This is a genomic window from Microbacterium sp. NPDC055312 (genome assembly GCF_053645675.1).
The window spans coordinates 520729-542354 of sequence record NZ_JBSHMU010000002.1 but is presented as its reverse complement, the minus strand read 5'-3'; the positions used below and the strand labels follow the sequence as shown (position 1 = coordinate 542354).

The 21626-nt window shown below is 69.5% G+C and carries 20 protein-coding genes; 11 read left to right on the top strand and 9 right to left on the bottom strand.

Annotated elements, in window-relative coordinates:
• Positions 1 to 105: 105 nt before the first annotated feature.
• The 4 genes from ACWIDW_RS06950 to ACWIDW_RS06935 all read left to right on the top strand — a co-directional run bounded on the left by ACWIDW_RS06950 (position 106) and on the right by ACWIDW_RS06935 (position 2934).
• On the top strand, positions 106 to 507 hold the full coding sequence (locus ACWIDW_RS06950; protein ID WP_454124046.1) for a TOBE domain-containing protein: 402 nt from the start codon (positions 106 to 108) through the stop codon (positions 505 to 507).
• Positions 504 to 1301 (top strand): molybdate ABC transporter substrate-binding protein, encoded by a 798-nt coding sequence (modA, locus tag ACWIDW_RS06945; RefSeq protein ID WP_454124044.1) that lies wholly within the window; start codon positions 504 to 506, stop codon positions 1299 to 1301. The genes ACWIDW_RS06950 and modA overlap by 4 nt, the downstream gene beginning before the upstream one ends.
• Positions 1302 to 1420: 119 nt before the next feature.
• A complete protein-coding gene (locus ACWIDW_RS06940; protein ID WP_454124505.1) occupies positions 1421 to 2176 on the top strand; it encodes an ABC transporter permease in 756 nt (251 codons plus the stop codon).
• Complete coding sequence (locus tag ACWIDW_RS06935; protein WP_454124042.1) at positions 2173 to 2934, top strand: sulfate/molybdate ABC transporter ATP-binding protein; 762 nt, start codon at positions 2173 to 2175, stop codon at positions 2932 to 2934. Before ACWIDW_RS06940 ends, ACWIDW_RS06935 begins: the two co-directional genes overlap by 4 nt.
• Positions 2935 to 3340: 406 nt before the next feature.
• Here the strand turns inward: ACWIDW_RS06935 and narI are convergent, their stop codons facing one another.
• Genes narI through ACWIDW_RS06915 form a run of 4 tightly spaced genes read right to left on the bottom strand, consistent with a single transcriptional unit; the run spans position 3341 to position 10180 of the window.
• Positions 3341 to 4099 carry a respiratory nitrate reductase subunit gamma gene (gene narI / locus ACWIDW_RS06930; protein WP_454124041.1) on the bottom strand — a complete coding sequence of 253 codons (759 nt, stop codon included), beginning with the start codon at positions 4097 to 4099 and terminating at the stop codon, positions 3341 to 3343.
• A 2-nt stretch (positions 4100 to 4101) separates the two neighbouring features.
• The gene (gene narJ / locus ACWIDW_RS06925; protein WP_454124039.1) at positions 4102 to 4791 is read right to left on the bottom strand and encodes a nitrate reductase molybdenum cofactor assembly chaperone; all 690 of its coding nucleotides are present in this window, start codon (positions 4789 to 4791) and stop codon (positions 4102 to 4104) included.
• Positions 4788 to 6461 carry a nitrate reductase subunit beta gene (narH, locus tag ACWIDW_RS06920; protein WP_454124037.1) on the bottom strand — a complete coding sequence of 558 codons (1674 nt, stop codon included), beginning with the start codon at positions 6459 to 6461 and terminating at the stop codon, positions 4788 to 4790. The genes narJ and narH overlap by 4 nt, the downstream gene beginning before the upstream one ends.
• Entirely contained in the window at positions 6458 to 10180 is a 3723-nt protein-coding gene (locus ACWIDW_RS06915) for a nitrate reductase subunit alpha (RefSeq protein WP_454124035.1), read from the bottom strand. The genes narH and ACWIDW_RS06915 overlap by 4 nt, the downstream gene beginning before the upstream one ends.
• Positions 10181 to 10370: 190 nt before the next feature.
• Here ACWIDW_RS06915 and ACWIDW_RS06910 point away from each other — a divergent pair, with 190 nt between their 5' ends.
• Both ACWIDW_RS06910 and radA read left to right on the top strand, forming a co-directional pair.
• Positions 10371 to 11609 (top strand): MFS transporter, encoded by a 1239-nt coding sequence (locus ACWIDW_RS06910; protein ID WP_454124033.1) that lies wholly within the window; start codon positions 10371 to 10373, stop codon positions 11607 to 11609.
• A 258-nt stretch (positions 11610 to 11867) separates the two neighbouring features.
• Positions 11868 to 13235, top strand: coding sequence for a DNA repair protein RadA (radA, locus tag ACWIDW_RS06905; protein ID WP_454124031.1), 1368 nt, complete (start codon positions 11868 to 11870; stop codon positions 13233 to 13235).
• A gap of 7 nt (positions 13236 to 13242) precedes the next feature.
• On the opposite strand, the gene ACWIDW_RS06900 is transcribed toward radA, so the two are convergent.
• The 3 genes from ACWIDW_RS06900 to ACWIDW_RS06890 all read right to left on the bottom strand — a co-directional run bounded on the left by ACWIDW_RS06900 (position 13243) and on the right by ACWIDW_RS06890 (position 15043).
• Positions 13243 to 13653 carry a dehydrogenase gene (locus tag ACWIDW_RS06900; RefSeq protein ID WP_454124030.1) on the bottom strand — a complete coding sequence of 137 codons (411 nt, stop codon included), beginning with the start codon at positions 13651 to 13653 and terminating at the stop codon, positions 13243 to 13245.
• A 235-nt stretch (positions 13654 to 13888) separates the two neighbouring features.
• Complete coding sequence (locus tag ACWIDW_RS06895; protein WP_454124028.1) at positions 13889 to 14530, bottom strand: hypothetical protein; 642 nt, start codon at positions 14528 to 14530, stop codon at positions 13889 to 13891.
• A gap of 9 nt (positions 14531 to 14539) precedes the next feature.
• Positions 14540 to 15043: an amino-acid N-acetyltransferase gene (locus tag ACWIDW_RS06890; protein WP_452323309.1), complete on the bottom strand. Its 504-nt coding sequence runs from the start codon at positions 15041 to 15043 to the stop codon at positions 14540 to 14542.
• A gap of 101 nt (positions 15044 to 15144) precedes the next feature.
• Between ACWIDW_RS06890 and ACWIDW_RS06885 the strand changes: the two genes are divergently transcribed.
• Both ACWIDW_RS06885 and ACWIDW_RS06880 read left to right on the top strand, forming a co-directional pair.
• Positions 15145 to 15669, top strand: a complete 525-nt coding sequence (locus tag ACWIDW_RS06885; protein WP_454124026.1) for a MarR family winged helix-turn-helix transcriptional regulator — start codon at positions 15145 to 15147, stop codon at positions 15667 to 15669.
• Complete coding sequence (locus ACWIDW_RS06880) at positions 15666 to 16466, top strand: SDR family oxidoreductase (protein WP_454124024.1); 801 nt, start codon at positions 15666 to 15668, stop codon at positions 16464 to 16466. Before ACWIDW_RS06885 ends, ACWIDW_RS06880 begins: the two co-directional genes overlap by 4 nt.
• Positions 16467 to 16532: 66 nt before the next feature.
• Here ACWIDW_RS06880 and ACWIDW_RS06875 read toward each other — a convergent pair whose 3' ends face one another.
• The gene (locus tag ACWIDW_RS06875; protein ID WP_454124022.1) at positions 16533 to 19052 is read right to left on the bottom strand and encodes an ATP-dependent Clp protease ATP-binding subunit; all 2520 of its coding nucleotides are present in this window, start codon (positions 19050 to 19052) and stop codon (positions 16533 to 16535) included.
• A 342-nt stretch (positions 19053 to 19394) separates the two neighbouring features.
• Between ACWIDW_RS06875 and ACWIDW_RS06870 the strand changes: the two genes are divergently transcribed.
• Genes ACWIDW_RS06870 through ACWIDW_RS06860 form a run of 3 tightly spaced genes read left to right on the top strand, consistent with a single transcriptional unit; the run spans position 19395 to position 20988 of the window.
• A complete protein-coding gene (locus ACWIDW_RS06870; RefSeq protein WP_454124021.1) occupies positions 19395 to 20018 on the top strand; it encodes a hypothetical protein in 624 nt (207 codons plus the stop codon).
• On the top strand, positions 20018 to 20752 hold the full coding sequence (locus ACWIDW_RS06865) for a hypothetical protein (RefSeq protein WP_452322730.1): 735 nt from the start codon (positions 20018 to 20020) through the stop codon (positions 20750 to 20752). The genes ACWIDW_RS06870 and ACWIDW_RS06865 overlap by 1 nt, the downstream gene beginning before the upstream one ends.
• The gene (locus ACWIDW_RS06860; protein ID WP_454124019.1) at positions 20749 to 20988 is read left to right on the top strand and encodes a helix-turn-helix domain-containing protein; all 240 of its coding nucleotides are present in this window, start codon (positions 20749 to 20751) and stop codon (positions 20986 to 20988) included. The genes ACWIDW_RS06865 and ACWIDW_RS06860 overlap by 4 nt, the downstream gene beginning before the upstream one ends.
• A 128-nt stretch (positions 20989 to 21116) precedes the next feature.
• Here ACWIDW_RS06860 and ACWIDW_RS06855 read toward each other — a convergent pair whose 3' ends face one another.
• The gene (locus ACWIDW_RS06855; RefSeq protein WP_454124018.1) at positions 21117 to 21569 is read right to left on the bottom strand and encodes a VOC family protein; all 453 of its coding nucleotides are present in this window, start codon (positions 21567 to 21569) and stop codon (positions 21117 to 21119) included.
• Positions 21570 to 21626: the final 57 nt, after the last annotated feature.

Below are 21626 nucleotides of genomic sequence, written 5' to 3'. Positions count from 1 at the left end.
AACCGTCCCCGCGTGCGCGTCCACACCACCCCGTCAGAGCCGCAGATACGGAAATATCACGCCGTATGGTCTGGATGTGCGGAAGCACCAGGCTAGAGTCAGCCCATGACCTCTTATCGCATCGCCGATGCCGCGCGCCTGCTCGGCGTCAGCGACGACACCGTGCGGCGCTGGATCGATCACGGTGCTCTGCCCATGACCGGTGACTCCCCCGCACGCATCCCCGGAACCGCTCTCGCCGAGCATGCCCAGCGTCTGGCCGACGCACCCGGCGACGATTCCGATCTGCTCTCCAGCGCACGCAACCGGTTCACCGGTCTTGTCACGCGCGTGCAGATCGACGGCGTGATGGCCCAGGTCGACATCCAGGCGGGTCCCCACCGGGTGGTGTCGCTGCTGTCGGCCGAGGCCGCCCACCAGCTCGATCTGCAGCCCGGCTCGCTCGCGTCTGCCGTGATCAAGGCGACGAACGTGATCGTCGAGACGCCGAAGGAGACGCTGCGATGAGGCTGCGGCGAATCGGGATCGCCGCGCTGCTCGGCACGCTGCTGCTCACCGGATGCGCGGCGGCGGCGCCCGGCAGCGACAGCCTCGATCCGAAGGGGGATAAGTCCGGCCCCGGCACGGAGCAGCCCGCTCCGACCGGCGAGGTGACGGTGTTCGCCGCCGCATCGTTGCGCACCGCGTTCGATGAGATCGCGGAGTCGTTCGAGCAGCAGTACCCGGGTGTCACCGTGAACCCGATCGTGTACGACGGATCCAGCACGCTGGTGACTCAACTGATCGAGGGCGCGCGGGCCGACGTGCTCGCCACCGCCGACGAGCGCAGCATGCAGTCGCTGGTCGACAGCGGGCTCGCGGCCGAGCAGCAGCTGTTCGCCACGAACACGCTGGTCGTGGCGGTGCCGACCGGCAACCCCGCCGGTGTGAAGACGCTCGCAGACCTCACCGATGCGGTGACCGTGCTCTGCGCGCCCCAGGTGCCCTGCGGCGCCGCGTCCGCGACGCTGCTCGAGACGGCGGGCGTGCAGGTCACCCCGGCGAGCCTCGAGCAGAACGTCACAGCGGTGCTGCAGAAGGTCGCCGCGGGAGAGGCGGATGCCGGACTCGTCTACGCCACCGATGTGATCGGCGACGACGCGGTGCAGAGCTTCGCACCGGAGGGCGCCGACCAGGTCGTCAACCGCTATCCGATCGTGGCGCTGAAGGACGCGGATGAGACCGGAGCCCTCTTCACCGAGTTCGTGCGCGGACCCGAAGGGCAGCGGATCCTGAAACGACTCGGCTTCGGGGCGCCGTGACGGCTGACGCGGCATCCACCCCCGGCCGCCACCGGAGCACCGGTCGCCGGCCGGCCGCTCGCCGCGTCGGGGTCCGCGACACCGGCACCGGCACGCCGTTCACGCTCGTCGCTCCCGCTGTGCTCGGGGTGGCGCTGCTGATCCTGCCGCTGCTGGCGCTGATCACCCGGGCATCCTGGGCGACGCTGTGGCAGGACATCACCTCTCCGGTCGCTGTCGACGCGCTGCGGCTGTCGCTCGTGAGCGGCCTCGCGGCCACGGCGCTGTGCCTGGTGCTCGGCCTTCCGCTGGCGCTGCTGATGGCACGGTCGGGACCGCGCGTGTCGGCGCTGCTGCGGGCGCTGGTCGCCGTGCCGCTCGTGCTGCCGCCGATGGTCGGCGGCGTGGCACTGCTGTTCCTGTTCGGCAGGACCAGCCCGCTCGGACGGATGCTGTCGGATGCCTTCGACCTGACACTGCCGTTCACTCCGACGGCGGTCGTGCTCGCGCAGGCGTTCGTCGCGCTGCCGTTCCTCGTGCTCGCGGTCGAGGGCACCGTCCGCAGTGTCGGCGGACGCTACGAACGCACGGCGGCCACGCTGGGTGCCCGGCCGTGGCGGGTGCTGTGGCAGGTGACGCTGCCGCTGGCGGCTCCGGGGATCGTGGTCGGCGTGATCCTCTGCTTCGCGCGCGCGATCGGCGAGTTCGGCGCCACGGCACTGTTCGCCGGCAACGCCCCCGGGGTGACGCAGACCATGCCCCTGGCGATCTACACCGCGTTCAACGGGGCCGGCACCGGTCGCGAGACCGCGGTCGCGCTGTCGATCCTGCTGCTCGCGACGGCGGTCGTGGTGCTGCTGCTCGTGCGCGCCTGGCGGCCGGGAGCCCTGAAATGACCGGCGCCCTCGACGCGCACGTCGTCGTCGCGCACGCCGGCCTCGACGTGCACCTGTCGCTGCGACCCGGCGAGGTGCTCGCCGTGATGGGCCCGAGCGGCGCGGGCAAGACGACGCTGCTCGATGCCGTCGCCGGCCTCACCCGGCTCGACGACGGGCATGTCGACATCGACGGCGACCAGCTGGCGGATGCCACGCGGCACACTCCCCCGTCGCGGCGCGCGATCGGCCTGCTCGGGCAGGACCCGCTGCTGTTCCCGCACATGACCGCGACCGCGAACATCGCGTTCGCCGCTCGTTCGGCCGGCTCGTCGCGCGCCGAGGCGGTCGCGATCGCCGAGGAATGGATGCCGCGCATCGGCCTGCCCGGGCTGGGCGCTCGCCGCCCCGACCAGCTCTCCGGCGGCCAGCGTCAGCGTGTCGCCCTGGCCCGTGCCCTCGCGGCGCGGCCGCGTCTGCTGCTGCTCGATGAGCCGTTCAGCTCGCTCGACGTGCTGGCCGCCGCGCAGCTGCGCGAGGTCGTGCGCGACCAGCTGCACGGCACCACGACGATCGTCGTCTCGCACACGGTCGCCGACGCCCACGCCCTCGCCGACCGCCTCCTCATCATCGAGCACGGCCGCATCTCTCAGCAGGGCCCGCTCCACGAGGTGCTGTCCACCCCGAGCACGCCGTTCACCCAGGCTGTCGCCGCCTCCCGCTCGGGAGGAGACGTCGCGGAGCCCGGATGGCCAGGCCCTTCATTCCTGGGTCGCTGAGCCTGCCGAAGCGCCGCCTCCCGCTCCCTCGGTCGCTGAGCCCACTCCCCTGGGTCGCTGAGCCTGCCGAAGCGCCGCCTCCGCTAGAGTCCAGAACCACCCGCACGGTGCGCTCCGAAGAGAGCGTCCCGGAGCCAGGCCCTTCGACAGGCTCAGGGGCCCAAGATGGCCAGGCCCTTCATTCCTGGGTCGCTGAGCCTGCCGAAGCGCCGCCTCCCGCTAGAGCTCAGAGCCACCCGCACGGTGCCCTCCGGAGGGAGCGTCCCGGAGCCCGGCCCTTCGACAGGCTCAGGGGTCCAGGGTGGCCAGGGCCCACGGTGGGTGGGGCCCTTCGACAGGTTCAGGGGCCCAAGGTGGCCAGGGTCCAAGGTGGCCGGGCCCTTCGACAGGCTCAGGGGCCCTGACATCAGCGGCGGCGGAGGCGGGCGGGGTCGGGGGTCGACACCGGGTCCCAGCCGCGCTTCGGCGCCCGCGACCCGCGCTGCTCGTCGCGCGAGCGGTACACGATGTACGGCCGGAACAGGTAGCCGACCGGCGCCGAGAACACGTGCACGAGCCGGGTGAACGGCCACAGGGCGAACAGCAGGCAGGCCGTGATCACGTGCAGCTGGAACAGCAGCGGCACCTCGAGCATGAGCTCGGGCCGAGGGCGGAAGATCATCAGCTCGCGCATCCACGGCGAGATCGTCTCGCGGTAGTGGAACCCCGATCCGAACACCTGGTACACGAAGGTCGCGAGGGTGCCGAACGCCAGCGTGGCACCGAGGAAGACGAACATCACCTTGTCCATCACGGTCGTCGCGAGGAACACGGCGGGCACGGTGCGGCGGCGGAAGACGAGGATGGCGAGACCGGCGAGGGTGAGCACGGCGGCGAACGAGCCGAGCACGGTCGCGCCGATGTGGTAGATCTCCTCGCTGATCCCGATGGCATACAGCCATTCGCGTGGGATGAGCAGGCCGACGACGTGGCCGGCGATGACCATGAGGATGCCGAGGTGGAACATCGGCGATCCCCAGCGCAGCATCCGGTTCTCGTAGCTCTGCGACGAGCGCGTCGTCCAGCCGAACTTGTCGTACCGGTAGCGCCAGATGTGTCCGAGGATGAACACGGCCGCGCACACGTACGGCAGCGCCACCCAGAGCAGGAACGGCATGGTGTTCATGATCACTCCCCGGTTCGGCGGAAGGCGGGCATCGGCAGGCTCATCCCGACCGTCTCGGTGGGCGGCCCCTCGTTGACGAGTGCGAGCACCCGGTCGCGGGTGCGCTGGTCGACCTTCGGCAGCGACAGCGTGATCGCCCGCACGACGTCGGACCACGGGCTGTCCATACCCTCGAGCGCTGCACGCAGCACCTCGATGCCCTCGCGGTGCGCGGCGAGCACGGCGTCGGCGACGTCGGACTGCGACCGTGCCGAGAACTCCAGCACCGCCGGCAGGTAGTCGGGCAGCTCGGCGGCGTCGAACTCCCAGCCCGCCGCGCGGTACGCGTCGAGGAACGTGACCAGCGCCGTGCCGCGCCGGCGCGTGTCACCGGTCGCGTAGTAGCTGAGATACAGCGAGCACTTGCGCTTGAGGTCGAAGGTGGTCACGTAGCGCTGCTGCCAGTCGGATGCCCCCGCCTCGCGCGCCCGCCCCAGAAACCGCCGCAGCGGCTCGGCGACGACCGGCGGGAGCGTGGCGGTGTGCGCCTCGAACACGTCGAGCCGTTCGAACCACGTCGGGTCGGGGTAGTCCAGCAGGAGGGATGCCAGCATGTGCACCGTCTGGCGCTGCGCGCCGGTGAGGGATGCCGGTGTCAGGGCGTCCGGCAGCCGCCGTCGCGGCGTGACGCGCGGGGGCAGGACGGTGCTCACGGGGCACCTTCGTCGTCGTAGTGGCGCGGTTCAGCGCGCTCGGACGGCGGGAACAGTCCGTGCGGTCGGCCGTTGCCGTCCCAGTTGAGCAGGTTGACGCGCCCCGGGCTGGACGGCCGGTCGGCCGTCTGCCGGTCGGCGAGCGCGTGGAAGTTCTCCACCGCGACCGGCACGGATGTGCCGCTGGCTGCGCCGAACGGGCCGCCGGCACCGCCCATGCCCGGCCCGCCGTCGTAGTCGAGCGAGCAGGCCATCTCCTCCAGCTCGTGAGCACGCTCGGAGTGCGCGGCGGGGATGACGTAGCGCTCCTCGTACTTCGCGATCGCGAGCAGCCGGTACATCTCCTCGATCTCCGCGCCCGTCATGCCGACCGCGTTCGCGATCCGCTCGTCGCGCTCGTCGTCAATGCTCACCCCGCGCATGTACGAGCGCATGGCGGCGAGCTTGCGCAGCGAGGCGTCCACCGGCGCGATGTCACCCGCGGTGAACAGCTCGGCGAGGTACCCGATCGGGATGCGCAGCTTGTCGATCGCGGCGAACAGCGTCCTGGCATCCTCCCCGTCGTTGCCCGAGCCGGTGACGACGTCGACGACCGGTGAGAGCGGCGGAATGTACCAGACCATCGGCATCGTGCGGTATTCGGGATGCAGCGGCAGCGCCACCTCGTAATCGTTGATCAGGCGCCAGACGGGGCTGCGCTGAGCGGCCTCGATCCAGTCCTCGGGGATGCCGTCGCGCCGCGCGGCCTCGATCACCGCGGGGTCGTGCGGGTCGAGCAGCACCGACCGCTGCGCGGCGAGCAGCTCGTGCTCGTCTTCCACAGCCGCCGCCTCCGCGACCCGGTCGGCGTCGTACAGCACCAGTCCCAGGTAGCGCAGCCGGCCCACGCAGGTCTCCGAGCACACGGTCGGCAGGCCGACCTCGATGCGCGGATAGCACATGGTGCACTTCTCGGCCTTGCCGGTCTTGTGATTGAAGTAGACCTTCTTGTACGGGCATCCCGAGACGCACATCCGCCAGCCACGGCAGGCGTCCTGATCGACGAGCACGATGCCGTCCTCGGCGCGCTTGTACATCGCCCCCGACGGGCACGAAGCCACGCACGACGGGTTCAGGCAGTGCTCGCAGATGCGCGGCAGGTAGAACATGAAGGCCTTCTCGAACTCGGCCTGCACCTCTTCGCTCATCTTCTGCAGGATCGGGTCGTCCTGCATGGTCTCGATCGATCCGCCGAGGTCGTCGTCCCAGTTGGCCGACCACGAGACCTTCATGTCCTTGCCGGTGATCAGGCTCTTCGGCCGCGCCACCGGGGTGTGCTCGCCGCTGGGCGCGTTCACGAGCATGTCGTAGTCGTAGGTCCACGGCTCGTAGTAGTCGTCGATCTCGGGCAGCTTCGGGTTCGAGAAGATGCGCGCCAGCTTCGCCAGGCGTCCTCCCGCACGCAGCCGCAGCCGGCCGCGCTTGTCGCGCACCCAGCCGCCCTGCCACTTGTCCTGGTCCTCGTAGCCGCGCGGGTAGCCGACGCCGGGTCGGGTCTCGACGTTGTTGAACCAGACGTACTCCACGCCGGTGCGGTTCGTCCACGCCTGCTTGCACGTCACCGAGCAGGTGTGACATCCGATGCACTTGTCGAGGTTCATCACCATCGACATCTGGGCCATCACCTTCATCGGTACTGCACCTCCTGGTTGCGGCGACGGATCGTGGTGACCTCGTCGCGCTGGTTGCCTGTCGGTCCCAAATAGTTGAACGCCCAGGCCAGCTGCGCGTAGCCGCCGATCAGGTGGCTCGGCTTGAGCAGGATGCGGGTGAGGGAGTTGTGGATGCCGCCGCGCTGCCCGCTCATCTCGCTGAGCGGCACGTCGACCGTGCGATCCTTCGCGTGATACATGTACACCGTGCCCTCGGGCATCCGGTGCGACACGTTCGCGCGGGCGACGACGACGCCGTTGCGGTTGTACGACTCGATCCAGTCGTTGTCGCGCACGCCGATCTTCTCGGCGTCCTTCGGGCTCATCCAGATCGTCGGCCCGCCGCGCGAGAGCGAGAGCATGAACAGGTTGTCCTGGTATTCCGAGTGGATCGACCACTTCGAGTGCGGTGTCAGGTACCGCACGTGCACCTCTGTCGCCGAGCTGGTGCCCGGCACCGCGTCGCCGAACAGTCGGTGCATGTCGAGCGGCGGCCGGTAGATCGGCAGCGTCTCGCCCAGCTCGTCCATCCAGTCGTGGTCGAGGTAGAAGTGCTGGCGGCCGGTGAGGGTGTGCCACGGTTTGAGGTGCTCGACGTTGATCGCGAAGGCCGTGTACCGGCGCCCGCCGTGCTCGGATCCCGACCACTCCGGCGAGGTGATCACGCTGCGCGGCTGCACCGAGACGTCCTGAAAGCTCAGGTGCGTGCCCTCGTGCTCGTCGGCGAGGAAGGTCATCTTCTGCCCGGTGTGCTTCTCGAGCCTCTCGAAGCCCTGCACCGCGAGCCGGCCGTTGCTCGTACCCGACATCGCGAGGATCATCTCGCAGGCGCGCTTGTCGGTGTCGAGGCGCACGCTACCCGCGTACGGCCCCGTGGTGACGGTGCCGTTGAGGCGCCCCAGCCGCTCGATCTCGGGCTCGGCGTGATACGTGATGCCCTTCGTGGTGAGTCCGAGCTTCGCGGTCAGCGGGCCGAGCGACTTCCACCGCTCGGCGAGGTTCGGGTAGTCGCGCTCGACGACCGTCAGCTTGGGCATCGTCACCCCGGGCACGCGCGGCAGGTCCTGCACGCGGCCGTGCGGGGTGGCCATCACGTCGGGGGTGTCGTGCTGCAGCGGGGTCGCGACGACATCGCGGCGCACGCCGAGGTGGGTGCGCGCCATCTCGCTGAACTTCTCGGCGAGGATGCGGAACGTGTCGAAGTCGGTCTTCGTCTGCCAGGGCGGAGCGATGGCCGGGTTGAACGCGTGGATGAACGGATGCATGTCGGTCGACGACAGGTCGTGCTTCTCGTACCAGGTGGCCGCCGGCAGCACGATGTCGCTGAAGAGCGTGGTGCTGGTCATGCGGAAGTCGGCCGTCATCAGCAGGTCGAGCTTGCCCTCCGGCGCCTCGTCGTGCCAGGTCATCGACGAGGGCCGCGAGTCGGGCGCGGCTTCGGAAGCCCGCACCGCCGCGTCGGTGCCGAGCAGGTGCTTGAGGAAGTACTCGTTGCCCTTGCCCGACGAGCCGAGCACGTTCGCCCGCCAGATGTTCATCACACGCGGGAAGTTCTCGGGGGCATCCGGATCCTCCACCGCGAAGCGCAGCGAGCCGTCGTCGAGGCTGTCGACGACGTGCTGAGCCGCGTCCTTGCCGGCGGCCTCGGCCTCGTCGGCGAGGTCGAGCGGGTTGCGGTCGAAGGTCGGATAGCTCGGCATCCACCCGCGCTGCACCGATTCGACGAGGCAGTCGGCGGTGGTGCGGCCCGCGAATCTGCCCAGGCCCAGGGGGGATGCCAGCTGGTCGGCCGGCAACCCGTCGTAGCGCCACTGGTCCGTCGCGAGGTAGAAGAACGCCGTGCCGATCGTGTGCCGGGGCGGCCGGCCCCAGTCGGCGGCGGCCGCGTACTGCTGGTAGCCGGTGATCGGGCGCACCTTCTCCTGCCCGACGTAGTGCGCCCATCCCCCGCCGTTCACGCCCTGGCATCCGGTCATCGTCGTCAGGGCGAGGAAGGTGCGGTAGATCGTGTCGGAATGGAACCAGTGGTTGGTGCCCGCCCCCATCAGGATCATCGATCGCCCGCCTGAGCGGTCGGCGTTGTCGGCGAACTCCCGCGCGATGCGGATCGCCTGGGGCGCCGCCACCGAGGTGTGCTCCTCCTGCCAGGCGGGGGTTCCGGGGCTGGACGCGTCGTCATAGCCGGCCGGCCACTGCCCCGGCAGGCCGTCGCGGCCGACGCCGTACTGGGCGAGCATCAGGTCGAACACCGTGGTGACGATCCTGCCCGCGACCGTGCGCACCGGCACGCCCCGGGTGATCGCCCCCGATCCGCCCGCGTGCTCCTGCCCCGGCTCGGGATCGAGGTCGAAGCGGGGCAGGCGCACCTCGGCAGCCTGACCCGTCCAGTCGGGCAGATCGGCGACCGACAGCGGCGGCACGACGTCGCCGAGGTCGAGGTTCCAGCGCCCTTCGTCTTCGGGGGTGAAGCGGTGCCCGAGCGAGCCGTTCGGCACGACGGGAGTGCCGTCTGCATCCATCAGCACCGGTTTGAAGTCGGCGCGCGGCTGGGCGGCGTCAGGGCCGTCGAGGTCGGAGGCGGTGACGAACTTGCCTGGCACCAGGCCGCCGTCGCGCGACTCGAGCTCGACGAGGAACGGCGCGTCGGTGAACCGGCGCATGTAGTCCTCGAAGCGCGCGGTGCGCGTCTCGACGAAGTGCTCGCGCAGGATCACGTGCCCCATCGACAGCGCCAGCGCGGCGTCGGTGCCGGGGTGCGGGGCGACCCACTCGTCGGCGAACTTCGTGTTGTCGGTGTAGTCGGGCGAGACGGTGATGACCTTCTGGCCGCGATAGCGTGCCTCGGCCATGAAGTGCGCATCGGGCGTGCGGGTGACCGGCACGTTCGAGCCCCACATGATCAGGTAGCCGGCGTTGAACCAGTCGGCCGATTCGGGCACGTCGGTCTGATCGCCGAACACCTGAGGACTGGCGACGGGCAGGTCGGCGTACCAGTCGTAGAACGACAGCATGGTGCCGCCGATCAGGTTCATGAAACGGGATCCTGCACCGTGCGACACCATCGACATCGCCGGGATCGGCGAGAACCCCGCGACGCGGTCGGGTCCGTAGACCTTCACGGTGTGCACGTGGGCCGCCGCGGCGATCTCCATCGCCTCGTCCCACGTGGTGCGCACCAGGCCGCCCTTGCCGCGGACCCGCTTGTACGACCGGGCCTTCTCGGGGTCGTCGACGATCGACGCCCAGGCGTCGACGGGGTCGGGATGCTGCGCCTTCGCCTCACGGTAGAGGCGGGCCAACGTGTCGCGGATGTACGGGTAGCGCACCCGGGTCGGCGAGTAGGTGTACCAGCTGAACGCCGCACCGCGCGGGCAGCCGCGCGGCTCGTACTCGGGCGAGTCGGGTCCGACGCTGGGATAGTCGGTCTGCTGCGCCTCCCACGTGATGATGCCGTCCTTGACGTACACCTTCCACGAGCACGATCCGGTGCAGTTCACGCCGTGCGTCGAGCGCACCACCTTGTCGTGCGACCAGCGGTCCCGGTAGAACGAATCCCCCGATCGGCCACCCTGCAGGAACACCGCCCGCAGGTCGTCCGAGGTCTCGCCCGGCCGCACGAAGCGGCCCATCTTCAGCAGTGCGTCGGCCAGCGGGCCGTCGGTCGCAGCGTCGCGATGTGTACTGGTTCCGGGGGTCATCTCTGTTCCTTCCGGAGAACGGCTGGTACCTCAGCATCCTGCCCGGGGGCCTGTCGGCGTTCAAGGGTTCGCCGTTTTTATTCACGCCGCTGCGGATGCCGCATCCGGATCTCATCGGATATAACCGGGCGAAAGGGTGGCCCCCGCGCGGCGCTGTCAGTACTGTCACCGGTATCGAAGGGAGCGCCCGATGACCGCCGCCACCACTTCCACCGCACCGACCTCGACCGACCTGCGCGGCGGTCTCGCGCAGGTGCTGCTCGCCACCCTCGCCTCGACCATCGCGTTCTGGGCATGGATGTCGATCTCGCCGCTGCAGAAGACCTACGCCACCGAGATGGGCCTGGACGAGGGGCAGATCTCGCTGATGCTGGCGACGCCCGTGCTCGTCGGCGCGCTGGGCCGCATCGTCGTCGGAGCGATGACCGACCGCTTCGGCGGACGCAAGATGTTCACGGTCGTGCTGCTGCTCTCGGCGCCTGCCGTGCTGCTCGTGGCTCTCGCCGGCAGCATCCGCAGCTTCCCGCTGCTGATCATCGCCGGCTTCTACCTCGGTGTCGCCGGCACCCTGTTCGCGGCGGGGGTGCCCTTCTCGGGCGCGTGGTTCCCGCCAGAGCGCCGCGGTTTCGCGACCGGAGTGTTCGGCATGGGCATGATCGGCACCGCCGTGTCGGCGATGTCCACCCCGCGGCTCGCGCAGGACATCGGCTACCTGCCCACCCACCTGCTGATCGCCGCGGCGCTGGTTGTGATGGCGGCGCTGGTGTGGTTCTTCATGCGGGAGTCGCCGCAATGGCAGCCCAACCACGAGAAGCTCGTGCCGAAGGTGATCGGCGCGCTCAAGCTGCCGGTCACCTGGGAGATGGCGTTCCTGTACGGCATCGTGTTCGGCGGGTTCGTCGCGTTCTCGAACTTCCTGCCCAAGTACCTCACGACGATCTACCCCGACGAGGTCGACGCGCTCGGCGCCGGCATGCGCACCGCGCTGTTCGCCGCCGCGGCCGTGGTGGCGCGCCCGATCGGCGGTGTGCTGGCCGACCGGTTCGGTCCGAAGATCATCTCGCTCATCTCGCTGGGCGGGATCGTGTCGCTGGCCTACATCGTGGGTCAGCAGCCGCCCGAGGGCATCGTCACGGGGGTCACGTTCATCTTGATGGCGTCGGCGATGGGTCTGGGGATGGGCGCCGTGTTCGCGTGGATCGGCCCGTCGACGCCGAAAGAGAAGGTGGGAGCGGTCAGCGGCGTGGTCGCGGCGGCCGGTGGCCTCGGCGGCTACTTCCCGCCGCTCGTGATGGGCGCGACCTACGACGCGTCGACCAACTCGTACCACCTCGGTCTGTGGCTGCTGGTGCTGGTCGGGGCGTTCGCGCTGGTCGTCGCCGGCATGCTGCGGGACGTCGGGCGCAAGGCCGAACCCCTGGGTCGCTGAGCCGAGACCCCCTGGGTCGCTGAGCCTGCCGAAGCGCCGCCTCCCGCTCCCTCGGTCGCTGAGCCCACTCCCCTGGGTCGCTGAGCCTGCCGAAGCGCCGCACCCCGCCCCCTCGGTCGCTGAGCCCACACCCCTGGGTCGCTGAGCCTGCCGAAGCGCCGCACCCCGCCCCCTCGATCGCTGAGCCCACACCCCTGGGCCGCTGAGCCTGCCGAAGCGCCGCGACCCGACGTCGGATGCCGAGGATACCCTTGCTGCATGGCCACCCGCAGACCCGCCCCTCCCGCTTTCGTGTGCTCGGAGTGCGGCTGGACGACGGCGAAGTGGGTCGGCCGCTGCGGCGAATGCCAGCAGTGGGGCACCGTGCAGGAGCAGGGCGTCAAGACGGGGCTGGTGAGACAGACCGAGGCCGTCGCGCCGCTCGCGAACCGGGCCGCGCGGCCGATCACCGAGATCACGACCGCCGACGCGCCGCGGCGCAGCAGCGGAGTCGGCGAGTTCGACCGCGTGCTGGGCGGCGGGATCGTGCCTGGTGCGGCGATACTGCTGAGCGGTGAGCCGGGCGTCGGCAAGTCGACTCTGCTGCTGGAGGTGGCGGCATCCACCGCCCGCACCGGCCGGCGCGTGCTGTACGCGAGCGCCGAGGAGTCGCCGGCCCAGGTGCGGCTGCGCGCCGAGCGCACGAACGCGCTGCACGACGAGCTCTATCTCGCCAGCGAGACCGACCTCGCCACCATCCTCGGGCACATCGACGAGGTGAAGCCCGATCTGGTGATCGTCGACTCGGTGCAGACGGTGGCGTCGGGCCTGATCGACGGCGCCGCAGGTCAGCCCAGCCAGGTGCGCGAGGTGGCGGCGACGCTCATCAGGGTCGCGAAGGATCGCGGGCTGCCGGTGATCATCGTCGGGCACGTGACCAAAGACGGGCAGGTGGCCGGCCCCCGCGTGCTCGAGCACCTTGTCGACGTGGTGTGCCACTTCGAGGGCGACCGGCAGACGGCGCTGCGGTTCATCCGCGCGCTGAAGAACCGCTTCGGCCCGACCGACGAGGTCGGATGCTTCGAGATGACCGGCGCGGGCATCGCCGAGGTGCCCGATCCGAGCGGGCTGTTCCTCTCGCAGGGCGCGGCAGAGCCCGGCACGTGCGTGGCGATCGCGCTGGAGGGCCGGCGCGCGATGCCGGTCGAGGTGCAGGCTCTGACGATCGAGTCGAACGCCCCGAACCCGCGCCGTGTGGTGCACGGTCTGGACGCGTCGCGGGTGGCGATGGTGCTGGCGATCCTCGAGCGACGCGCCGGCATCGCGACGTCGAAGCTCGACGTGTACGTCTCGACCGTCGGGGGTGTGCGCTTCACCGAGCCCGCCGCCGATCTGGCCATCGCCGTCGCCGTCGCGGGATCGATCCGGCACTGGTCGGTGCCGCGCACGGTCGCGGCGGTGGGCGAGCTGTCGCTGGCGGGCGAGATCCGCCCGGTCACCCAGGCGACGCAGCGCCGCGGCGAGGCCGCGCGCCTCGGCTACCAGCAGGTCGTCGACGACCGGTCGAAGACGCTGCGCACGGCGTTGACCGACATCCGCTCGCGGGCGACCGACCGCCGGCCGGAAGCGTCGATCCCGCCGTTCTGACGCGGGCTCAGACGCCGAGCGCCTTGAGCAGCTCTGCGGGTGGCGCCTGCATCGGATGGGGGCCCGCGATGTCGAGGAACACCGTGGTGATGGTGTCACGATGGGTGGTCAGGAACGACTTCAGCCACGTCGGCGAGTAGATGCCGACGCCGGGCGGCAGGTTGGCCGGCTTGTGCTTCGCGTCGCTGAACAGCAGCAGCGCGACGTCACCCGTGTTCGCGTCACGGTACGTCCACACCTCGCCGCTGTCGAGCGGGTTGTCGCGGGCGCCGGGCTTGATCAGCGGCACGACCGTGTTGCCGTTGCGCAGCGCCAGGGCGACGGCCGCCATGTCCTGCTTCTCGAGGGCCTGAGCCAGAGCCTCAGAGCGGAAGTCCTCGGGTGCGGGGCGCTTGCTGCCTGACTTCTTCTTCGCCATGACACCAGCTTAAGAGTGGGGCCCTCTCGAGTCCTCCATTGGGGACTGGGGAACTCGAGAGGGCCCTCCGGTTCTCGGTCGCGGCGATTGTCGAAGCGCTGGGGACGCTGGGGTCGACACCACTGGGGATGGCTTGCCGCAACAGAACTGAGAACCTGGCCTCCATGGTATCCCAAAATATCGTCTGTGTCAGCCATCTGCTGAGAACGCGTTCGTATGCGCAACGCTGTTTCGCTCAGCGCAGCATGATCTGCTTGGGGGCCTCACTGCTGAAGCCGCCGATGGACACGGCGACGTGATACGAGGCCCCGCCTCCCGGCGCGCGAGGGCGATTCTGCTCCTCGCAGGTGTCCGGCGATGAGCGCGTGCGGTCCCAGACGACCGGCGTCGCACTGGCCACGGACGAGCCGGCCTCGAGGGTGACGATCATGTCGCTCGACTCGGATTGGCAGTCCGTCGAGCGCCACCACACGTCGTCTCCGCTGCTCACGGTGAAGGTCTGCGCACTGGAGCCCACGTTCAGGGTGCAGTCCGCCGTACCCTTGTTGGTCAGCGAGATCGACAGCTGCGGCAGCGCCTCAGCGGGATAGGTATCGGCGTCGGTGACCGCGGCCACGGACACGTCCTCCGCAGTGCACGCAGCGATGCCGGGAGTCTCCGAGGGCTCCGGGCTCGCATCCGGCGACGCGCTGGGGGCACCACCTGCAGTCGGCGTCCCGGCATCCGGAGTGGGCGTGCGGTCGGTCGGCGCGGACGCCGACCACGGCTTCGCGATCGCGAGCCACACGCCGCCGCCGACGGCGGCGAGCGCGAGAACGAGAAGCAGCAGCACCGCAAGCCGGCGGCGACGGTAGACGGCGGCGGACTGGCGGGGCATGAGTCCAGGCTAATTCAGGTGCTTGATCATCCTCGTGTTGCCGAGCGTGTTCGGCTTGACGTGGGCGAGATCGAGGAACTCCTCCACACCGGCGTCACCGCTGCGCAGCAGCTGCGAGTACACGTCGGCGTCGACCACCTGCTCGCCGATCGGCTCGAAGCCGCGGCGCGAGAAGAACTCGGTCTCGAACGTGAGGCAGAACAGCCGGGTGAGTCCGAGCTGGCGGGCGCGGTGCTCGAGGTCAGTGACGATCGCGCGGCCGACGCCGTGGCGCAGGTACTCGTCGCGCACGAGCAGAGTGCGCACCTCGCCCAGGTCCTCCCACATGACGTGCAGGGCGCCGCACCCGATCAGCTGACCGTCGACCTCGGCGACGACGAACTCCTGCACGGCGCCGTAGAGCACGGCGAGGTCCTTGCCGAGCAGGATGCGCTGCTCGACGAGCGGTTCGAGCAGGGCGTGGATGGCGATCACATCTGTGCTGCGGGCGGGGCGGACGAGGAAGTCTGTCACGGCTCCACCCTAGAGTGACCGCCCTGCCGCGAATCCGCATGACTGCTGGGAGTCGCGATGTTCAGATGATTGCCTCAGGCAACTACATGTACAGTGAAGGCATGCCCGCAGACGCACCCTCCCCGGAGAACGTGCTGCTGGAAGCGCTCACGCTTCTCGTCGCGCGATGGTCGTCGCCGAGCGTGCAGCGCTCCGTCGCGCAGAGCGCCGGCGTCACCGTCGACGCCGCCGACGTCTCGGCGCTGTACATCCTGGGCCTGCACGGGCCGCTGCGCGCCGGCGATCTCGCCGAGGCGATGCACAGCAGCCGGCCGACCGTGAGCAAGCAGCTGACCCGCCTCGAGCGCGCCGGGATGATCACCCGCGAGCCGGATCCGCGCGACGGCCGGGCGAGCATCGTCGCCCTCTCCGCCGAGGGCGCGGCCGCCCATCAGCGACTGCTCGCGCAGGGCATCCGGATGATGCGACACGCGCTGCGCGACCGCTCGCGCGCCGACGCCACCGCCCTGGCCACTCAGGTCGCCGACCTCGTCGCGCGACTGGGCGTCACCGACTCCCCCGGCGGTTCCGCCGGGGACCCGCCGCGCTCCCACCCGGAGCGCAGATCTGAGGAGGATCAGTCATGACCCGCACCTATGTCGTCACCGGATCGGCGTCCGGCATCGGCGAGACCACCGCGCGGCTGCTGCGCGACCGCGGCGCGCGGGTGATCGGCATCGATCTGCGCGACGCCGACATCGAGGCCGACCTCAGCACGGCGGAGGGCCGCCAGTCGGCTGCCGCTGCGGCGATCGACCTCGCCGGCGGAACCGTCGACGCCGTGATCGCGTGCGCCGGCATCTCGGCGCCGATCGCGAAGACGCTCTCGGTCAACTACTTCGGCGTGACCGAGCTGCTCGAGGCGTTGCGTCCGGCTCTCGAACGCTCCGACGCACCGCGCGCCGTCGTGGTCTCGTCGATGGCGTCGCTGCAGCCGAGCCGGCCCGAGCTGGTCGAGGCGGCGCTGTCGGGCGACGAAGCGGCGACGCTCGCAATCGCCGAGCAGCTGACCGCGAAGGGACCGGCCGAGGCGTACCAGGTGTACCCGGCGTCGAAGCGCGCACTGTCGCGCTGGGTGCGCCGCCGCTCCATCTCGCCCGAGTGGGCGGGTGCGGGCATCCCGCTCAACGCGGTCGCCCCCGGCACCGTGCTGACCCCGATGACCGAGCAGCTGCTCGCCACCGATGAGGGGCGCGCGATGGTCGACGCCGCCGTGCCGATGCCGCTGAACAGCCACCAGTCGCCCGAGTCGATCGCGTACCTGCTGATCTGGCTGACCGGGGTCGAGAACACCCACCTGGCCGGTCAGGTCATCTACGACGACGGCGGGGCGGATGCCATGCTGCGCGGCGATGACATCTGGTCGTGGAACGATCCCCGCTGACACCGCAGTACGCGAAAGAGCGGGCGGATGCCGATGGCATCCGCCCGCTCTTTCGTTCTGGCGTGATCAGCCCGCCGCGATCTCGGGCGTGGTCGAGATGCCGCCGCCGGTGTTGATGCCGACCGACACCTTCTCGCCGCGCGGGGCGTGCTCGAAGGCGAACTTGCCGTCGACGACGTCGACCTTCACGTGGTCTCCGGTGTTCAGCTGGCCGTGCAGGATGCGCTCGGAGAGCTGGTCCTCGATCTCGCGCTGCATGGCGCGACGCAGCGGACGCGCACCAAGAGCCGGGTCGAAGCCGATGTCGATGAGCTTGTCCTTCGCGGCATCCGACAGCTCGACGGTCATGTCGCGGTCGAGCAGGCGGTCGCCGAGCTGCTTGGTGAACAGGCCGACGATCTGACGCAGCTCGTCCTTGTTCAGCTGCGGGAAGACGATGATGTCGTCGAGGCGGTTGAGGAACTCGGGCTTGAAGTGGCGCTTGAGCTCTTCGTCGACCTTGCCCTTCATCCGCTCGTAGGTCGTCTGCGAGTTGCCCTCGATCTGGAAGCCGACCGGACCACCGGCGATCGCCGACGAGCCGAGGTTGGTCGTCATGATGATCACGGTGTTCTTGAAGTCGACCACGCGGCCCTGACCGTCGGTCAGTCGACCCTCTTCGAGGATCTGCAGGAGCGAGTTGAAGATGTCGGGGTGGGCCTTCTCGATCTCGTCGAACAGGACGACCGAGAACGGCTTGCGGCGCACCTTCTCGGTGAGCTGTCCGCCCTCTTCGAATCCGACGAATCCGGGAGGGGCTCCGAACAGGCGCGAGACGGTGTGCTTCTCGCCGAACTCGCTCATGTCGAGCGAGATGAGCGCGGCCTCGTCGTCGAACAGGAACTCCGCGAGGGCCTTCGCGAGCTCGGTCTTGCCGACGCCGGTCGGGCCGGCGAAGATGAACGAGCCGCTGGGGCGCTTCGGGTCCTTGAGGCCCGCGCGCTGGCGACGGATCGTGCGGCTGAGTGCCGCGATCGCCTCTTCCTGTCCGATGACGCGCTGGTGCAGCGCCTTCTCCATGAAGACGAGTCGGCTCGACTCCTCTTCCGTGAGCTTGAACACCGGGATGCCGGTGGCCTGGGCGAGCACCTCGGCGATCAGGCCCTCGTCGACGACCGCCTGGGTCGCGACGTCGCCCGCACGCCACTGCTTCTCGAGGCGCAGCCGCTCACCGAGCAGCTCCTTCTCCTGGTCGCGGAGCGCTGCGGCCTTCTCGAAGTCCTGCTCTTCGGACGCGGCCTCCTTGTCCTGACGGACCTTCGCGATCTTCTCGTCGAACTCGCGCAGCTCGGGCGGGGAGGAGAGGATGCTCAGGCGCAGACGCGCGCCGGCCTCGTCGATCAGGTCGATCGCCTTGTCGGGCAGGAACCGGTCGGAGACGTAGCGGTCGGCGAGGTTCGCCGCGGCGACGATGGCGCCGTCGGTGATCTGCACCTTGTGGTGCGCCTCGTAGCGGTCGCGCAGCCCCTTGAGGATGTTGATCGCGTGCGGCAGGGTCGGCTCGTTCACCTGCACGGGCTGGAAGCGACGCTCGAGCGCGGCATCCTTCTCGAAGTACTTGCGGTACTCGTCGAGGGTGGTGGCGCCGATCGTCTGCAGCTCGCCCCGGGCGAGCAGCGGCTTCAGAATGGATGCCGCGTCGATCGCTCCCTCTGCAGCGCCCGCGCCGACGAGGGTGTGGATCTCGTCGATGAAGACGATGATGTCGCCGCGGGTGCGGATCTCCTTCGTGACCTTCTTCAGGCGCTCCTCGAAGTCTCCGCGGTAGCGGGAGCCGGCGATGAGCGAGCCGAGGTCGAGCGAGTAGAGCTGCTTGTCCTTGAGTGTCTCGGGCACGTTGCCCTTGACGATCGCCTGGGCGAGGCCCTCGACGACGGCGGTCTTGCCGACGCCGGGCTCGCCGATGAGGACGGGGTTGTTCTTCGAGCGGCGCGAGAGGATCTGCATGACCCGCTCGGCCTCCTTCTCGCGGCCGATGACCGGGTCGAGCTTGCCGTCGCGCGCAGCCTGGGTGAGGTTGCGGCCGAACTGGTCGAGCACCTGCGAGCCGCCTTGCGCGGACTGCTGGTTCTCGTTGGTCGTGGCGCCCACCGAGGCCGTCTCACGGCCGGGTGCGCCCGAGAGCAGCTGGATGACCTGTTGGCGCACCTTGTTGAGGTCGGCGCCGAGCTTGACCAGCACCTGGGCGGCGACGCCCTCGCCCTCGCGGATGAGGCCGAGGAGGATGTGCTCGGTGCCGATGTAGTTGTGGCCGAGCTGCAGCGCTTCGCGCAGGCTCAGCTCGAGCACCTTCTTCGCGCGCGGCGTGAAGGGGATGTGGCCGGTCGGCTGCTGCTGGCCCTGGCCGATGATGTCCTGCACCTGCTCGCGCACGGCGTCGAGGGAGATGCCGAGGCTCTCGAGGGCCTTGGCGGCGACGCCCTCACCCTCGTGGATGAGGCCGAGCAGGATGTGCTCGGTGCCGATGTAGTTGTGGTTGAGCATCTTCGCCTCTTCTTGGGCGAGGACGACGACCCGGCGGGCTCGGTCGGTGAATCTCTCGAACATGCTGTGACTCCTTTTCGCGCGGGGCGAAGCGGCGGTGGCGCCGTGTACATCGAGAGTAACGACCGCGGCGGGGTGGAATGCCCGTGTTCGCCGTCGGCATACCCCGAGCCCACACTGGGCCCCCGAGCCCACACTGGGCCCCTGAGCCTGCCGAAGGGCCCCAGCCCGCATCCCCTTGCACCCACTGGGCCCCTGAGCTTGCCGAAGGGCCACCCTCGCCTCGAAACACCCGGTCATTGAGCGAGCGCAGCGAGTCGAAATGCCCCCACCTGTTGACGACGCATATCGACAGTCGTTATGTTAACGAAAGCCGATAACAACGACTATCGATATGGAGCACCCATGAAGACCACCGACAGCGCTCCGGCGGAGCGCACGCTGAGCAGGGGCGACACGGTCAGCCTGGCGCTGTTCGTCATCGCCGGCCTGGCGATCGCCGCATGGACGGTATGGAACGTCGCCGTGCGCATCGTCGAACTGGTCGGCGGCGGCCCGCTCGACGTTCCGGTCGAGTTCATCGGCACGACGGCCGATGCGCAGATCGGCGGCACAACCATCCCGGTCGAGCTGGATAGAGGCGTCATCACGGTGACGGGACTCGACGCCGTGGGCGTCGCTTCGGGCGTGCTGGGCCAGCTGGCCTTCGGCGTCACCATCGTCGTCGTAGTGGCCTGCCTGATCGCCCTGAGCCGCAACATCCTGCGCGGGCGGGTGTTCGGCAAGACCAACACGCGGCTCGCGGCCATCGGCGGCGGAGTCGGCCTGGTCGGTGCCGCGGCAGCGCACCTCTTCGACACCATGCTGGCGAACGCGGCGATGGCTCACGCCGTCGACGGACCCTTCGACACGGCCGTGATCTCGGTCGAGCCGTTCACCTTCGTGCTCGCCGCGTTCGCCCTGGCCGTGGTCGGTTCGGTGTTCGTGGTCGGCGACCGCCTGCAGCGCGAGACCGAGGGCCTGGTCTGATGCTTCTTTCATCCGCAGACCTGCTGTCCGGACTGGGCTGGCTCGGAGCCTGGCTCAGCGTCGCCGCGCTCGTCGCGGCGGTCTCGATCTGGCGTGCGCGTCGACACGGCAGCACGACGCTGGCGTTGGACGTCACCCGGAGCGCGTCGTGGCTGTACCTCTTCCTCGTAGCGCTCGGCCTCGTGCTCAGCGGAGTGCAGATCCTGAGCGGTCCGGGTGTCGTGCTCTCGGATGCCACCTATCTCGCTGTGCAGGAGCAGGAGGATGCGCTCGCGTCGAGCGCTTGTCTGGATTCGCTGGAAGACGGAGGGCTGCTGTGCGGTTCGCTGGTGGGGCCGATCCCCTTCAGCATCCGGCTGCTGATCTACGTCGGCACGGTGCTCAGCCTCGTGGCATCCGCGGCTGTGGCCTGGGCGATCTACAACGCGACCCGGCGTGCCGGTGAGCGGGAGCCGTTCCACCGCAGTGTGTCTCGCACGTTCGGGGCGATGGCGATCGTGATGATGCTCTCCGCTGTGTTCGGCGATCTGCTGCAGCAGATCGGGATGACTCTGGCCGTGCGCTCGTTGGATTGGTCTTCGGACGCCACCCTGATTCCGTTCGAATTACGCATCGAGCTGTGGCCGTTCGCCGTGGCCGTCGGATTGTTCGCCCTGTCGGCGATCTTCCGCTACGGAGCGCAGCTGCAGAACGAGCGCGAGCAGCTGCGGCGCGAGACGGAGGGGTTGGTGTGACGCCGGCAGAGGTGGACGACGAGTTCACGGGCATCCACTGCCGCCTGGACGAGCTTCTCGCAGAACGCTCGATGACGCTGACCGAGCTGAGCGCGCGGGTGGGGGTGAGCATCGTGAACCTCTCGGTGCTCAAGAACGATCGCGCGCGGGCGATCCGCTTCTCGACTCTGCGTGCGGTGTGCGAGGCGCTCGACTGCGAGGTCGGCGACCTGCTCGTGCTCTCCCCGCGCGACTGACGCGGTCTCACGGACGCGCCCGGCTCTTCGGCCTGTGCCGATGAGCCGGGCGATTCTGTTTCGGACGTCGTCTCGATCGCGCGTGTCTCCTGTGCAGCCGCTTCGCTCGACCTGCGTGGCCCGGAGAATCAGGAGTTGACGCTGAAGCTCCAGGTGACGCCGAATCGGTCGGTGAGCATGCCGAAGCCGGGGCTCCAGGCCGACGCGGCGAGCGGTTCGACGATGGTCGCGCCCTCGGACAGGGCATCCCACCGCCCCTGAAGCTCGTCGAGGTCGTCGGCGCCGATCGCGACGAAGACCGCCTGGTCGGTGACCGTCGTGTTGTTCTCGCGGTGGGTCGCTCCACCGCCGGCGATGCCGTCTTCGGCTCGGCCGGGGATGTCGTAGCCCATGATGCGGAAGCCGTTGTCTGCGGCGACAAGGCCGAAGACGACGTTGTCGGAGCCGGGCGCCTCGGCCGGCATTCCGAAATCGGCGTAGGTGTTGACGATCAGGTGGCCGCCGAAGACGGACTGGTAGAACTCGAGCGCGGCGCGCGCGTCACCGCGGAAGTTGAGGTGGGTGGTCGTCTGAATGCTCATGTCTGCTCCTTGATGTGGTGGCCCGGTGTGGCCGTTGAAGCAACGATCGCAGTCATG

Excerpts from the sequence above, each read along its gene's own strand:
- ACWIDW_RS06950 (WP_454124046.1), top strand. The coding sequence starts at position 106 with ATGACCTCTTATCGCATCGCCGATGCCGCGCGCCTGCTCGGCGTCAGC.
- modA (WP_454124044.1), top strand. The coding sequence starts at position 504 with ATGAGGCTGCGGCGAATCGGGATCGCCGCGCTGCTCGGCACGCTGCTG.
- ACWIDW_RS06935 (WP_454124042.1), top strand. The coding sequence starts at position 2,173 with ATGACCGGCGCCCTCGACGCGCACGTCGTCGTCGCGCACGCCGGCCTC.
- narI (WP_454124041.1), bottom strand. The coding sequence starts at position 4,099 with ATGAACACCATGCCGTTCCTGCTCTGGGTGGCGCTGCCGTACGTGTGC.
- narH (WP_454124037.1), bottom strand. The coding sequence starts at position 6,461 with ATGAAGGTGATGGCCCAGATGTCGATGGTGATGAACCTCGACAAGTGC.
- ACWIDW_RS06915 (WP_454124035.1), bottom strand. The coding sequence starts at position 10,180 with ATGACCCCCGGAACCAGTACACATCGCGACGCTGCGACCGACGGCCCG.
- ACWIDW_RS06910 (WP_454124033.1), top strand. The coding sequence starts at position 10,371 with ATGACCGCCGCCACCACTTCCACCGCACCGACCTCGACCGACCTGCGC.
- radA (WP_454124031.1), top strand. The coding sequence starts at position 11,868 with ATGGCCACCCGCAGACCCGCCCCTCCCGCTTTCGTGTGCTCGGAGTGC.
- ACWIDW_RS06900 (WP_454124030.1), bottom strand. The coding sequence starts at position 13,653 with ATGGCGAAGAAGAAGTCAGGCAGCAAGCGCCCCGCACCCGAGGACTTC.
- ACWIDW_RS06895 (WP_454124028.1), bottom strand. The coding sequence starts at position 14,530 with ATGCCCCGCCAGTCCGCCGCCGTCTACCGTCGCCGCCGGCTTGCGGTG.
- ACWIDW_RS06885 (WP_454124026.1), top strand. The coding sequence starts at position 15,145 with ATGCCCGCAGACGCACCCTCCCCGGAGAACGTGCTGCTGGAAGCGCTC.
- ACWIDW_RS06880 (WP_454124024.1), top strand. The coding sequence starts at position 15,666 with ATGACCCGCACCTATGTCGTCACCGGATCGGCGTCCGGCATCGGCGAG.
- ACWIDW_RS06875 (WP_454124022.1), bottom strand. The coding sequence starts at position 19,052 with ATGTTCGAGAGATTCACCGACCGAGCCCGCCGGGTCGTCGTCCTCGCC.
- ACWIDW_RS06870 (WP_454124021.1), top strand. The coding sequence starts at position 19,395 with ATGAAGACCACCGACAGCGCTCCGGCGGAGCGCACGCTGAGCAGGGGC.
- ACWIDW_RS06865 (WP_452322730.1), top strand. The coding sequence starts at position 20,018 with ATGCTTCTTTCATCCGCAGACCTGCTGTCCGGACTGGGCTGGCTCGGA.
- ACWIDW_RS06855 (WP_454124018.1), bottom strand. The coding sequence starts at position 21,569 with ATGAGCATTCAGACGACCACCCACCTCAACTTCCGCGGTGACGCGCGC.